The sequence below is a fragment of the Streptomyces sp. NPDC093064 genome, assembly GCF_044754605.1.
GTDB lineage: Bacteria > Actinomycetota > Actinomycetes > Streptomycetales > Streptomycetaceae > Streptomyces.
Map to the genome: position 1 here is coordinate 33,668 of NZ_JBIVPK010000025.1, position 12,576 is coordinate 46,243.

Here is a 12,576-nt window from a genome sequence, read left to right on the forward strand (position 1 = left end):
GGAGAAACCGCCCATGACCACCCCGATCCTGTCCGACGCCGTCCGCGAGCCGCTGCCGCTGGCCGACGTGAACCTCGCCGACCTGGACAACTTCACCGACGGCGTCACGCCCTGGCGCATGTTCCACACCCTGCGCCACGAGGACCCGGTGCACTGGCAGCCCGAGGAGGCGCCCAACTCCGGTTTCTGGAGCGTGACCCGGCACGCGGACATCGCCCGCGTCGACCGCGACGCCGACACCTTCACCTCCACCCGGTTCGTCAACCTCGAGGAGGTCGACGACGACCAGATCAAGAAGCGCGCCTCCATCCTCGAACTCGACGGGGTCCGCCACCGCGCGCTGCGCAGCCTGATCCAGCGCCAGTTCGGCGCGAACGTGATCAACAGCTACGGCGACTTCCTGCGCGGCCTGACCGCGACCACCCTGGACGCGGCCCTGGCCAACGGCACCTTCGACTTCGTCAAGGAGGTCTCCGCCGACTTCCCCATCAATGTGCTGGCCCGGCTGCTCGACGTGCCCCCGGAGGACAACCAGCAGCTCATCGACTGGGGCAACCGCATCATCGGCAACACCGACCCGGACTACGCCGACGTGCTCCTGCACAGCGAGGAGAGCGAGAAGTACCGCGACCTGCCCTTCCGCTCCCCCGCCTCCCTGGAGGTCTTCGCCTACGGCCGGGAGCTGGCCCGGCAGCGGCGCGGCGGCGACGGCACCGACCTGGTCTCCCGGCTGGTCAACGGCACCCCGCGGGACGGCGTCCCGCTCTCGGCGCAGGACTTCGACAACTACTTCCTGCTGCTGGTGGTGGCGGGCAACGAGACGACCCGCCACACCATCAGCCACTCCATGCTGGCCCTGCTCCAGCACCCCGAGCAGCTGGCCCGCCTCCAGGAGGACCCCTCGCTGATCCCCACCGCGGTCGAGGAGTTCCTGCGCTGGGCCTCACCCGTGTACCACTTCCGCCGCACCGCCACCCGCGACGCCGAACTCGGCGGCAAGCGGATCAAGGAGGGCGACAAGGTGGTCATGTGGTTCGCCTCCGGCAACCGCGACGAGGAGGTCTTCGGCAACCCGTACGACTTCGACGTCACCCGGCAGAACAACGACCACGTCACCTTCGGCAAGGGCAGCCCGCACCTGTGCCTGGGCAACCTCCTGGCCCGCACCGAGATCCGGATCATGTTCGAGGAGCTCATCCCGCGCCTGGCCGGCATCCGTCTGGCCGGCGACGTGCCCCGGGTCCGCTCCAACTTCGTCAACGGCATCAAGAGGCTGCCGGTGGCGGTGACCCTCGCCTGACGGGCGCAGGCGGTCCCGCCCCACGGCAGCCTGCCTCATCAGGTCATCCGGCCGGGGACCTCCGGGTGTTCGACCCGGCAGACCAGGGCGTCCTTCTCGACGTCCGCCACGATCGTGTCACCGGGGTCGGCGGAGTCGCTCAGCAGCAGGGAGGCGATGCGGTTGTCGAGTTCGGCCTGGATGGTGCGGCGCAGCGGACGGGCGCCGAACTCGGGCTGGTGGCCGTGGGCGACCAGCAGTCGCTTCGCGGCGTCGGTGACCTCCAGTTCCAGGCCCTGGGCGCGCACCCGCCGGCGGCTGTGGTCCAGCAGCAGGTCCAGGATCCGGTCGAGGTCCTCCTTGCTCAGGCTGTGGAAGATGATGATGTCGTCGATGCGGTTGAGGAACTCGGGCAGGAACCTTCCGCGCAGGTCCTGCATCAGCTGGTCCTTGATGGCGGCGACGTTCCCGTGGTGGGCGAGGATCCGCTGGGCGCCGATGTTGGAGGTCATGATGACCACGGTGTTGCGGAAGTCGACGGTACGGCCCTGGGCGTCGGTGAGGCGGCCGTCGTCGAGGACCTGGAGCAGGGTGTTGAAGACGTCCGGGTGGGCCTTCTCCACCTCGTCGAAGAGCAGCACGCTGTAGGGCTGGCGGCGCACCTTCTCGGTGAGCTGGCCGGCCTCCTCGTGGCCGACGTAGCCGGGCGGGGCCCCGACGAGCCGGGAGACGGTGTGCCTCTCCTGGAACTCGCTCATGTCGAAGCGGACCATCCGGTTCTCGTCCCCGAACAGCAACTCGGCGAGCGCCTTGGCCAGCTCGGTCTTGCCGACCCCGGTGGGGCCGAGGAACAGGAAGGAGCCCACGGGCCGGTTCGGGTCGCCCATGCCGGCGCGGCTGCGGCGCACCGCCTGCGCGATCGCGGTGACGGCCTCGTCCTGGCCGACGACCCGGGAGTGCAGCGCCTCCTCCAGCTTCAGCAGCCGCTCCTTCTCGCTCTCGGTCAGCTGGGAGACAGGGATGCCGGTACGCCGGGACAGCACGTCGGCGATGTCGTCGACGGTCACCTCCAGCACGCCCTCGCGGCGCTCGGCCAGGCCCTCCAGCTCCGTCTCCACCTCGGCGATCCGGTCCTTGACCTCGGAGGCCCGTTCGAAGTCCTCGGCGGCGATGGCCTGGTCCTTCTCACGACGCAGCTTGGCCAGCCGGTCCTCGCGCTCGACCACCTCGGTGGACCGGCCCAGGGACCGCAGACGCACCCGGGCGCCTGCCTGGTCGAGCAGGTCGATGGCCTTGTCGGGCAGGAACCGGTCGGTGACGTAGCGGTCCGACAGCTCCGCCGCGGCGACGAGGGCGTCGTCGCTGTAGCGGATCTGATGGTGGGCCTCGTAGGAGTCACGCAGACCCTCCAGGATCTGCACGGTCTCCTCGACGCTCGGCTCGGGCACCATGACGGGCTGGAAGCGGCGCTCCAGGGCGGCGTCCTTCTCCACGTACCGCCGGTACTCGTCGAGGGTGGTGGCTCCGACGACGTGCAGCTCACCGCGGGCGAGGGCCGGCTTGAGGATGTTGCCCGCGTCCATGGAGCCCTCGCCGGTGGCTCCGGCGCCGACGACGGTGTGCAGTTCGTCCAGGAACAGGATCGTCGACTCGGAGGCCGCCTTGACCTCGTCGATGACGTTCTTCAGCCGCTCCTCGAACTGGCCCCGGTACTGGGCGCCCGCCACCAGTCCGGTGAGGTCCAGGGCGACCACCCGCTTGTTCTCCAGGGTCTTCGGCACGTCCCCGTTGACGATCCGCTGGGCCAGCCCCTCGACGATGGCGGTCTTGCCGACGCCCGGCTCGCCGATCAGGACGGGGTTGTTCTTCGTGCGGCGGGAGAGGACCTCGACGGTCTGCTCGATCTCGACGGCCCGCCCCACCACCGGATCCAGCTTCGCGGCCCTGGCCTCCTCGGTCAGGTCGCGCCCGTACTGGTCCAGGGTCGGGGTGTCGCTCGGGGGCTCGGCCCCGCCGGGCGCGGTGTCGGGGCGGGAAGCCGTGTCGGCGCTGCGGCGCAGCTGGTCCGCCTCGATGCCGTGGGCGCTCAGGGCACGCGCCGCCGCGGCCCCCGGGGTGTCCAGCAGCGCGCCGAGGATGTGCTCGGGGCCGATGTACGACACTCCGGCCGCCCGGGAGTGCTCGTAGGCACGCAGCAGCACCCGCTTGGCGGCCGGGGTCAGGCCGGGCTGCGCGGAGGGGGTGCCGCTCTCGCCCGGCAGCGCCTCGGCGAGGGCCGCGCCGAGCCGGTCCGGGTCGGCTCCGGCCTGGGCGAGCAGGCCGCGGGCCGGCTCCACCTGGGTGCACGCCCAGAGCAGGTGCTCGGTGTCCAGGTCGGAGCTGCCGTCCTCGGCCGCCCGCCCGGTGGCCTGGTTGATCAGCTCGCGCGCGGAGTCGGTCAGCAGCCGTCCGATCGGCACGCGCTGCACCTGCGGGGGCGCCGCGCCCGGCGTCATGCCGAAGAAGCGGTTGAGGATCTCGGAGAACGGGTCCGGGCCGCCGAAGGAGGCGCCGAAGGGGGACATCGTCATGATCGCCGTCCGGAACGTGGGCAATGAGTCACCTTCCAGCCCAACCCGCCGAATGGAGTACCGCAACGCGGCCTACGCCGGTCCGGTGCCGCAGGCGGCTCTCCCCGGAGCCGGGCCGCGTCCGGCAGACTCCCGGCATGGAGACCGCCGCGCACCTTCACGCACTGGACCGCCAGGGCCGTCTGCTGGCGGCCGCCGCCGAGCAGGCGGGGCCCGACGCCGCCGTGCCGGCCTGCCCGGACTGGCAGGTACGGGACCTCCTGCGGCACACGGGCGTGGTGCACCGGTGGGCCGCCGGCATCGTCGCCGACGCCCGCACGTCACCGCGCCCGATGGACGATCCGCCGGATATCGACGGCGCCGCGCTGGTGGCCTGGTACCGGGCCGGTCACCGCCTGCTCGTCGAGACGCTGGCCGCGGCGCCCGCCGACGTGGACTGCTGGACGTTCCACCCGGCTCCGTCCCCGTCCCCGCTGGCCTTCTGGACCCGGCGGCAGGCACACGAGACGGCGGTCCACCGCCACGACGCCGAGGCCGCGCGCGGCGGCACCCCGGACATCCTCGGCACGGCCTTCGCCGTGGACGGCATCGACGAACTGCTGCGCGGCTTCCACGCCCGCTCCCGCAGCCGGGTCCGCAGCCGCGCACCTCGGGTCCTGCGGGTGCGCGCCACGGACGCGGACGCGGTGTGGACCGTGCGCCTGTCCGACGATCCACCGGTCACCACCCGGACCGCTTCCACCGCCTGCGACACCGAACTCTCCGGCCCCGCCGAGCAGTTGTACCTCGCCCTGTGGAACCGCGTCCCCGTACCGAACGTGACGGGAGACCGCTCCCTCGCTACGTTGTGGCGGGAGACGTCGGGGATCGTCTGAGCCTCGCCGCGCCGCCCTTGCCCGCCGGGCACGCGGCTGTTTGACTCCCTGCATGAAGGCTCACGGGGGACGGCGGAGTCAGGCCGAGCGGGACGCGATGACCGTCGAGATCGGGTACGCGCTGTGCAGCGCGGCGTTCGCGGCGGTGGTGGTCTGCGGGGCCGTGGCCGGCCCGGTGCTGCTGTTCGATCTGCCGCGGGTCGTCTCCACGGTGCTCCTGTGGGCCGGCCTGGTGCTCGCGCCGGTCGTCTTCACCGTCCGGGTCGTCGGCGTGCTGGTGCGTTTCCGGCAGGCGTCTCAGCCCAGCCATCCCGGTCGTACCAGGCCCGATTCGTAGGCCAGGACGACCAGTTGGGCGCGGTCGCGGGCGCCGAGTTTCACCATGGTGCGGCTGACGTGGGTCTTGGCGGTGAGGGGGCTGACGACCAGGCGGCGGGCGATCTCCTCGTTGGACAGGCCGATGCCGACCAGGGCCATCACCTCGCGTTCGCGTTCGGTGAGCTGCGCGAGGGCGTCGGCGGCCGCCGGTTCCTTGGAGCGGGCGGCGAACTCGGCGATCAGGCGGCGCGTCACGCCGGGCGACAGCAGGGCGTCGCCGCCGACCACTGCCCGTACCGCGCGCAGGAGTTCGTCGGGTTCGGTGTCCTTGACCAGGAAGCCGGAGGCGCCCGAGCGGATCGCCTCGAAGACGTACTCGTCGAGTTCGAAGGTGGTGAGCATGACCACCTTGACGTCCTTCAGGTCCGGCTCGCCGGTGATGCGGCGGGTCGCGGCCAGTCCGTCGAGCAGCGGCATGCGGATGTCCATGAGCACCACGTCGGGGCTCAGGTCGCGCACCTTGCGCAGGGCCTCCTCCCCGTCCGCGGCCTCCCCGGCGACGTCGATGTCCGGCTGGGCGTCGAGCAGTGCCTTGAAGCCGGCCCGTACCAGCGACTGGTCGTCGGCCAGCAGTACCCGGATCACCGGTTCTCCTCCTCGGTCGTCAGGGGCAGTACGGCGAGCACCCGCCAGCCGCCGTCGGGGCGCGCTCCCGCGTCGATGGTGCCACCCAGGGCGGCGGCGCGCTCACGCATCCCCGCCAGGCCGTTGCCGCTGCCGCCGGCGTCCGCCCCGGTCGCGGGCCCGTCGTCGTCGATGCGCAGCCGCAGCGCGCGGCGGTCGTGGTCGAGGCGGACGCGCGCGTGCCGCGAGCCCGAGTGGCGTACGACGTTGGTGAGCGCCTCCTGGACGATGCGGAAGGCGGCGAGGTCCGTGCCGGGCGGCAGCCGGGGCGGTGCCCCCTGGACCTCGACGGTGAGGCCGGCGGTCGCCGCCTGGTCCACCAGTTCGGGCAGCCGGCCGAGGCCGGGTGCGGGGGTGCGCGGGGCGTCGCCGGGGGTGCGCAGGGTGTCGAGCACCTGACGGACCTCCCCCAGCGCCTCCTTGCTGGCGGCCTTGATGGTGGTCAGCGCCGTGCGCGCCTGCTCCGGGTCGGTGTCGAGCAGGGCGAGGCCGACGCCCGCCTGGACGTTGATGACGGAGATGCTGTGCGCGAGGACGTCGTGCAGTTCACGGGCGATCCGCAGGCGTTCCTCGTCGGCCCGCCGCCGGGCGGCCTGGGCGCGCTCGGCGCGTTCCTTGACCCACTGCTCGCGGCGCACACGGGCCAGCTCCGAGACCGCCACGACGGCCACCACCCAGGTGGCGATGGCCAGTTCCTGCCCCCAGGAGGAGGCGGTGGCCCCGGGTGGCGGCAGCCGGCGGTACAGCCAGAGCGCGATCAGCGCGTGCCCGGCCCACAGCATGCCCACCGATGCCCATGCGGCCCTGCGGTGCCCGGCGACGACGGCGCTGAAGCAGCTGACGGCGACGGCCAGGAAGACGGGTCCGTACGGGTATCCGGCGGCGTAGTAGACGAGGGTGGTCGCCGCCGTGCCGAACACCACGAACGCCGGATACCGCTTGCGCCACAGCAGCAGCCCCGAGGTCACGAGCAGCAGCGCGAGCCCGTAGCCGTCCAGGGGCTCCCGGTGGCCGTGCTGGTTGCGGGCCGCGAAGTGTGTGCCGACGAGCGCGAAGGCGGTGAACAGCGCGGTGGAGAACCAGGGCCAGTGGCGGCGGGGCGCCCCCTCCTCGTCGGCGCGGTGCCACCACGGGGGGCCGTGCCGCCACCACTGCGGCGGGCCGCCTCGGCGTACGCGCTGCTCCGTCATGACCGCCACGCTAGACGGCCGACGCCGCCGGGGGCGTCAGCCGGACGAGGTGATCACGCGTACTTCCCGGGGAGTACGCGCCCTCGCGGGTGCCCGGGAGCACGCGCCTTCGCAGGTGCCGGAAAGTGCGGGCCCTCGCAGGTGCCGGGAAGTGCGGGCCCTCTCGGACGCGCGGCCGGTCACGGCGGCGGTCAGGTCACCAGGCCGATCCCGTGTGCGAGCCGGACCACCGCGTGCCGGAAGAACGGCTCTCGGTCCTCCACCACCCGGTTGAACTGCCCGAACAGCTCGAACCCGACCAGCCCGAAGAGCTGCGCCCACGCGGCGACGAGCGCGGCCCCCACCTCGGGCGGCAGGCCGGGCGCGAGGTCCGCGGTCATCCGCTCGGCCTCGCCCCGCAGCTCGGCGGGGAGCGGTGGCGCGGTCAGCCCGTACCGCTCGTGGGCGTCGCGCAAGATGCCGATCAGGACCAGTCCGACGCGGGACGCGGCCGGGACGGTCGTCCTCGGGGCGGTGTAGCCGGGCACGGGGGAGCCGTAGATGAGGGCGTACTCGTGCGGGTGTGCGAGCGCCCAGCCGCGCACCGCCTCGCACACGGCGGTCCAGCGCGCCAGGGGCTCGGCGCCGGACGCTTCCGCGTTCGCGGCCTCCGCGGCCTCGCCCACGGAGTCGTAGGCGTCGATGATGAGCGCGGTCAGCAGGTCGTCACGGCTCGGGAAGTACCGGTACAGCGCGGAGGACACCATGCCGAGTTCGCGGGCCACGGCGCGCAGCGAGAGTTTCGCGGCGCCCTCGGCCGCGAGCTGTCTGCGGGCCTCGTCCTTGATCGCCGCGCTGATCTCCGTCCTGGCCCGGGCGCGGGCTCCCTGTGCGGTGCTCATGCGGACCAGTGTTCCATGAATTCAGAGCATTGCACACAAAAAAGAGCAGTGCTCTTGCTTTGGATCACCGATCCACCCCACACTGTTCATCAAGCGAGAGCACTGCTCTCCCGAACCCGTGGGGGTCATCGTGTCGTCGTCTTCGTCGCCTTCGTCGTCTTCGTCCTCGTCGCCGTACTACCTCAAGGGCAGCCCGATGGCCGTCCGTCTCAACGGCGTCATCGGCTGGCTGGCCCGCCACGGGCTGAGCCTCGCCGGCTCGGCCCAGCTGTCGGTCCGCGGTCGCAAGAGCGGCGAGCCGCAGCGCATTCCGGTCAACCCGCACACGTACGAGGGCGGGCAGTACCTCGTCTCGGCGCGCGGCCACTCCCAGTGGGTGCGCAACATGCGCGCGGCGGGCGGCGGGGAACTGCGCGTCGGGCGGAAGGTCCGCGAGTTCACCGCGGTGGAGCTGCCCGACGCCGAGAAGCTCCCGATCCTGCGCACCTACCTGGAGAGGTGGGGCTGGCAGGTCGACGGGTACTTCAAGGGCGTGACGGCGAAGTCCTCCGACGAGGAGATCACCGCGTCCGCCCCCGACCACCCGGTCTTCCGCATCACGGTCAGGAACTGACCGGGTCCTCGGCGGCGGGCGGGGCCGGCCGCCGGTCCAGCGCGGTCAGGGCGCGATGGGCCATGGGGTGGGTGCGGACGATCTCGCCGAGCGAGGTCGAACCCCGCGTGATGTCCTTGAACGCCTTCCAGGCGGGCCGGAAGCCGGTCAGGACGGCGTGGAAGATCCCCGGCCGGCGCTCGAACACCGCGAGCATCCGCTTGCCGACGGCCATCTCCACGCCCAGTCCCGCCTTGATCGCGAAGGCGTAGTTCAGGGCCTGGCGCCGGGTGTCCACCGCGTCGTGCGCCTCGGCGACGCGCACCGCCCACTCCCCCGCGAGCCGACCGGACCTGAGCGCGAAGGAGATGCCCTCGCGCGTCCACGGTTCGAGGAGTCCGGCCGCGTCCCCGCACACCAGCACCCGCCCGCGCGAGAGCGGCGAGTCCTCGGCCCGACAGCGGGTCAGATGCCCCGAGGAGATGCTCGGTTCGAACCCCGCCAGGCCCAGCCTGGCGATGAAGTCCTCCAAGTACCGCTTGGTGGCGGCGCCTTCGCCGCGTGCCGAGATCACCCCGACGGTCAGCGTGTCCGCCTTGGGGAAGACCCAGCCGTAACTGCCGGGCATCGGGCCCCAGTCGATGAGCACCCGCCCGCGCCAGTCCTCGGCGACGGTCTCGGGCACCGGGATCTCCGCCTCCAGGCCGAGGTCCACCTGGTCCACCTTCACCCCGACATGGGCTCCTATCCGGCCGGCGCTGCCGTCGGCGCCGACCACCGCGCGCGCGAGCACCGTCTCACCGCCCTGGAGCACCACGGCGACCGTACGCCGGTCCGGCACCGCCGAACCGTGCTGCTCGACCCGGGAGACCGCGGCGCCGGTCCGCAGCTCGGCGCCCGCCTTCTGCGCGTGCCCGACCAACTGCTGGTCGAACTCGGGCCGGTTGATCAGCCCGAACAGCATCTGCTTGGAGCGGCGGGTGCGGGTGAAGCGGCCGTTGTGGGAGAAGGTCACCGCGTGCACGCGGTCCTTCAGCGGGAGCTCGAAGCCGGGCGGCAGCGAGTCGCGCGAGGGGCCGATGATCCCGCCGCCGCACGTCTTGTACCGGGGCAGCTCCGCCTTCTCCAGCAACAGCACGCGCCGCCCCGCGACCGCCGCCGCGTAGGCGGCCGAGGCCCCCGCGGGTCCCGCGCCCACCACGACGACGTCCCACACCTGCTGCACGTCGTCCGCCGAAGAGTTCTCGCTGCTCACGATGGTCTACCGCTCCCGATCCAAGCCGCCTGCCGCTGCTGTCTCCCGCATCCTACGGCGGCCCCGGCGGTGCGCCGCTGTGGGAGGATCAGCAGCGTACGTACCCCGTACACCGGGTCGCGCCTACGCTGACACGATCATCCGGAATACAGAAGTGCTCGGAAGTATCACTCTGGTACTCACGAGTGCGCCTTCGCACCTACAAGGAGCGTGCCCATGTCGTCGAATCCGGTCGTCGAGACCGTCGCCTCCCTCATGCCCAGGGCGCGGGCGGAACTCGCCGAACTGGTGGCCTTCCAGTCGGTGGCGGACTTCGACCAGTACCCGAAGAGCGAGAGCGAGGGCGCCGCGAACTGGATCGCCGACGCGCTGCGTGCCGAGGGCTTCACGGACGTGGCGCTCCTCGACACCCCGGACGGCACCCAGTCGGTCTACGGCTACCTGCCCGGCCCTGAGGGCGCGAAGACGGTCCTGCTCTACGCCCACTACGACGTGCAGCCGCCGCTGGACGAGGCCGGCTGGACCAGCCCGCCCTTCGAGCTGACCGAGCGCGACGGCCGCTGGTACGGGCGCGGCGCCGCCGACTGCAAGGGCGGCCTCATCATGCACCTGCTCGCGCTGCGTGCCCTGAAGGCCGACGGCGGCGTCCCGGTCAACGTCAAGGTGATTGCCGAAGGCTCCGAGGAGCAGGGCACCGGCGGCCTGGAGCGCTACGCCGAGGAGCACCCCGAACTCCTGGCGGCCGACACCATCGTGATCGGCGACACCGGCAACTTCCGCGTCGGTCTGCCCACCGTCACCAGCACCCTGCGCGGCATGACCCTGGTCCGCATCCAGGTCGACACCCTCGAAGGCAACCTGCACTCCGGCCAGTTCGGCGGTGCCGCCCCGGACGCGCTCGCGGCGCTGATCCGTGTGCTGGACTCGCTGCGCGCCGAGGACGGCTCGACGACCGTCGACGGCCTGTCCGGCGACTCCGTCTGGGACGGCCTGGCCTACGAGGAGGAGCAGTTCCGCAAGGACGCCAAGGTGCTGGAGGGCGTGGAGCTGATCGGCTCCGGCACGGTCGCCGACCGTATCTGGGCCCGCCCGGCCGTCACCGTGCTCGGCATCGACTGCCCGCCGGTCGTCGGCGCCACCCCGTCCGTGCAGGCCGGCGCCCGCGCCCTGGTCAGCCTGCGGGTGCCACCGGGCGTCGACGCGGGCGAGGCGACCAAGCTGCTCCAGGCCCACCTGGAGGCCCACACGCCGTGGGGCGCCCGGGTGAGCACCGAGCAGATCGGCCAGGGCCAGGCCTTCCGCGCCGACACCACCAGCCCGGCCTACCGGGCGATGGCCGACGCGATGGCGGTCGCCTACCCCGGTCAGGACATGCAGTACGCCGGTCAGGGCGGCTCCATCCCGCTGTGCAACACCCTCGCCGCGCTCTACCCGCAGGCCGAGATCCTGCTGATCGGCCTGAGCGAGCCGGAGGCGCAGATCCACGCCCTGAACGAGAGCGTCTCCCCCGAGGAGCTGGAGCGCCTGTCGGTGGCGGAGGCCCTGTTCCTGCGCAACTACGCGACCGACTGAACGAACACCCACACAGCCCCCGGCAGCACAGGGCCCTCGCTTCGCAGCGGGGGCCCTGTACGGAACGGCGGACGGCAGACGCGCCCGAGCCGACGGGGACACGCCAGACGCACCGAGGACACCCCCGAACCGCCGAAGACAAGCCGGACTTGTCCGAGCGCCCGGCAGGGCCCCGCTGTGGCCGGCGGCCGGTCAGTCGACCGGGACGCCGGCCTCCAAGTACGCCGCCCTGCCGCGCTCGCGGGCCCGCAGTGCCCGGCGCAGCCGGGCGTAGCGGACGGGTGGGAGCAGGTCGGCGGCCTCCCGCTCGGTGACGAAGCGGCAGGCGCGCAGCTCGGGTCCGGGCAACAGAAGGCGCTCGGCCGCCGCGGAGTCCAGCCGGCCGCCGTCGAAGAGGAAGCGCAGACCGCCGAAGGCGGGGGGCGCGGGCGACTCCCAGTCGACGACGAGCAGCCGGGGCACGTCGTCCAGCCGTATCCCCGTCTCCTCGGCGACCTCGCGCATCCCCGCACGGGCCGGGGCCTCGCCGGGTTCGACGACACCGCCGGGGAACTCCCAGCCGGGCTTGTAGGTGGGGTCGACGAGCAGCACGCGGTCCCGTTCGTCGAACAGGAGCACCCCGGAGGCGACGGTCTCGGCAGTGGGCTCCGGGGTCTGCACGATGTCGCAGACGGGCACGGCACCGCTGCTGACGGCCTCGACGATGCGGACGGCCGTCTCGTGCGGGGTGAGGGCGCTGGTGTCGACGGGGTGGGCATCTGCGGTGAGCCAGGAGGCCATGGCAGCCCGGTAGGGCTCGATGTGGTCGTAGGACCACTGGCGGACGCGTATCTCGCCGTCGGGCAGGTCGGGAGGGACCTCCCGATGGGCTATCCGCTCCCGCAGGATCGTTTCGGCCGGGGCCAGGAGGATGTGCCGCACGGCGATACGGCGGGCGGCGAGCCCGCCGAAGATCTCGTCGCGGTGCTCCTGGCGCAGCAGGGTCATGGGCACCACGAGGGTTCCGCCCAGTTCGGCGAGCATCGCGGCCGCCGTGTCGATCACCATGCGCCGCCAGATCGGCAGATCCTGGTAGTCGCCGACCTCGGCGAGGTGTTTGGGCGGCAGCAGATACGTCAGCGCACCGCCGATGACCTCGGGGTCGAAGAGCGTACTGTTCGGGATCAGTTCGATCAGTTCCCGTGCGGTGGTCGTCTTCCCCGCACCGAAAGCGCCGTTGATCCAGACGATCACGGGTCCCCCTCTGCTGTCGGCCCCCTGTGGCTTGCCCGCTCCACCCTGCCACGGAAACCAGCCCCAGTTGAGGGCTGCCCACAGGACGGCGCCGGCACCCCCGCGACGGGGGCGCCGGCGCCGCGCC

General features: G+C 72.4%; 11 protein-coding genes. 5 read left to right on the plus strand and 6 right to left on the minus strand.

Annotated features, from left to right (window positions below; genetic code table 11):
• Positions 1 to 13 precede the first annotated feature (13 nt).
• Complete coding sequence (locus ACIQFZ_RS26445; protein WP_402692299.1) at positions 14 to 1,300, plus strand: cytochrome P450; 1,287 nt, start codon at positions 14 to 16, stop codon at positions 1,298 to 1,300.
• Positions 1,301 to 1,338: 38 nt separating this feature from the next.
• Here ACIQFZ_RS26445 and ACIQFZ_RS26450 read toward each other — a convergent pair whose 3' ends face one another.
• The gene (locus tag ACIQFZ_RS26450) at positions 1,339 to 3,849 is read right to left on the minus strand and encodes an ATP-dependent Clp protease ATP-binding subunit (protein WP_402692339.1); all 2,511 of its coding nucleotides are present in this window, start codon (positions 3,847 to 3,849) and stop codon (positions 1,339 to 1,341) included.
• Between the two features lie 137 nt (positions 3,850 to 3,986).
• Here ACIQFZ_RS26450 and ACIQFZ_RS26455 point away from each other — a divergent pair, with 137 nt between their 5' ends.
• Together ACIQFZ_RS26455 and ACIQFZ_RS26460 are read left to right on the plus strand one after the other, a co-directional pair.
• Positions 3,987 to 4,724: a maleylpyruvate isomerase family mycothiol-dependent enzyme gene (locus ACIQFZ_RS26455; protein WP_402692300.1), complete on the plus strand. Its 738-nt coding sequence runs from the start codon at positions 3,987 to 3,989 to the stop codon at positions 4,722 to 4,724.
• Positions 4,725 to 4,776: 52 nt separating this feature from the next.
• Entirely contained in the window at positions 4,777 to 5,061 is a 285-nt protein-coding gene (locus ACIQFZ_RS26460) for a DUF6332 family protein (protein WP_365777380.1), read from the plus strand.
• Here the strand turns inward: ACIQFZ_RS26460 and ACIQFZ_RS26465 are convergent.
• The 3 genes from ACIQFZ_RS26465 to ACIQFZ_RS26475 all read right to left on the minus strand — a co-directional run bounded on the left by ACIQFZ_RS26465 (position 5,022) and on the right by ACIQFZ_RS26475 (position 7,797).
• Positions 5,022 to 5,687 (minus strand): response regulator, encoded by a 666-nt coding sequence (locus ACIQFZ_RS26465; protein WP_383060582.1) that lies wholly within the window; start codon positions 5,685 to 5,687, stop codon positions 5,022 to 5,024. The genes ACIQFZ_RS26460 and ACIQFZ_RS26465 overlap by 40 nt on opposite strands.
• Complete coding sequence (locus tag ACIQFZ_RS26470) at positions 5,684 to 6,916, minus strand: sensor histidine kinase (protein WP_402692301.1); 1,233 nt, start codon at positions 6,914 to 6,916, stop codon at positions 5,684 to 5,686. Before ACIQFZ_RS26470 ends, ACIQFZ_RS26465 begins: the two co-directional genes overlap by 4 nt.
• Positions 6,917 to 7,107: 191 nt before the next feature.
• Positions 7,108 to 7,797 (minus strand): TetR/AcrR family transcriptional regulator, encoded by a 690-nt coding sequence (locus tag ACIQFZ_RS26475; RefSeq protein WP_365421564.1) that lies wholly within the window; start codon positions 7,795 to 7,797, stop codon positions 7,108 to 7,110.
• Positions 7,798 to 7,993: 196 nt separating this feature from the next.
• Between ACIQFZ_RS26475 and ACIQFZ_RS26480 the strand changes: the two genes are divergently transcribed.
• Positions 7,994 to 8,410 (plus strand): nitroreductase family deazaflavin-dependent oxidoreductase, encoded by a 417-nt coding sequence (locus ACIQFZ_RS26480; RefSeq protein WP_365421589.1) that lies wholly within the window; start codon positions 7,994 to 7,996, stop codon positions 8,408 to 8,410.
• Here the strand turns inward: ACIQFZ_RS26480 and ACIQFZ_RS26485 are convergent.
• Positions 8,400 to 9,644 (minus strand): geranylgeranyl reductase family protein, encoded by a 1,245-nt coding sequence (locus ACIQFZ_RS26485; RefSeq protein ID WP_365777384.1) that lies wholly within the window; start codon positions 9,642 to 9,644, stop codon positions 8,400 to 8,402. The genes ACIQFZ_RS26480 and ACIQFZ_RS26485 overlap by 11 nt on opposite strands.
• Positions 9,645 to 9,860: 216 nt before the next feature.
• Here ACIQFZ_RS26485 and ACIQFZ_RS26490 point away from each other — a divergent pair, with 216 nt between their 5' ends.
• A complete protein-coding gene (locus ACIQFZ_RS26490; RefSeq protein WP_376653409.1) occupies positions 9,861 to 11,216 on the plus strand; it encodes a dipeptidase in 1,356 nt (451 codons plus the stop codon).
• Between the two features lie 192 nt (positions 11,217 to 11,408).
• Here ACIQFZ_RS26490 and ACIQFZ_RS26495 read toward each other — a convergent pair whose 3' ends face one another.
• Positions 11,409 to 12,449 (minus strand): NUDIX domain-containing protein, encoded by a 1,041-nt coding sequence (locus tag ACIQFZ_RS26495; RefSeq protein WP_402692302.1) that lies wholly within the window; start codon positions 12,447 to 12,449, stop codon positions 11,409 to 11,411.
• Positions 12,450 to 12,576: the final 127 nt, after the last annotated feature.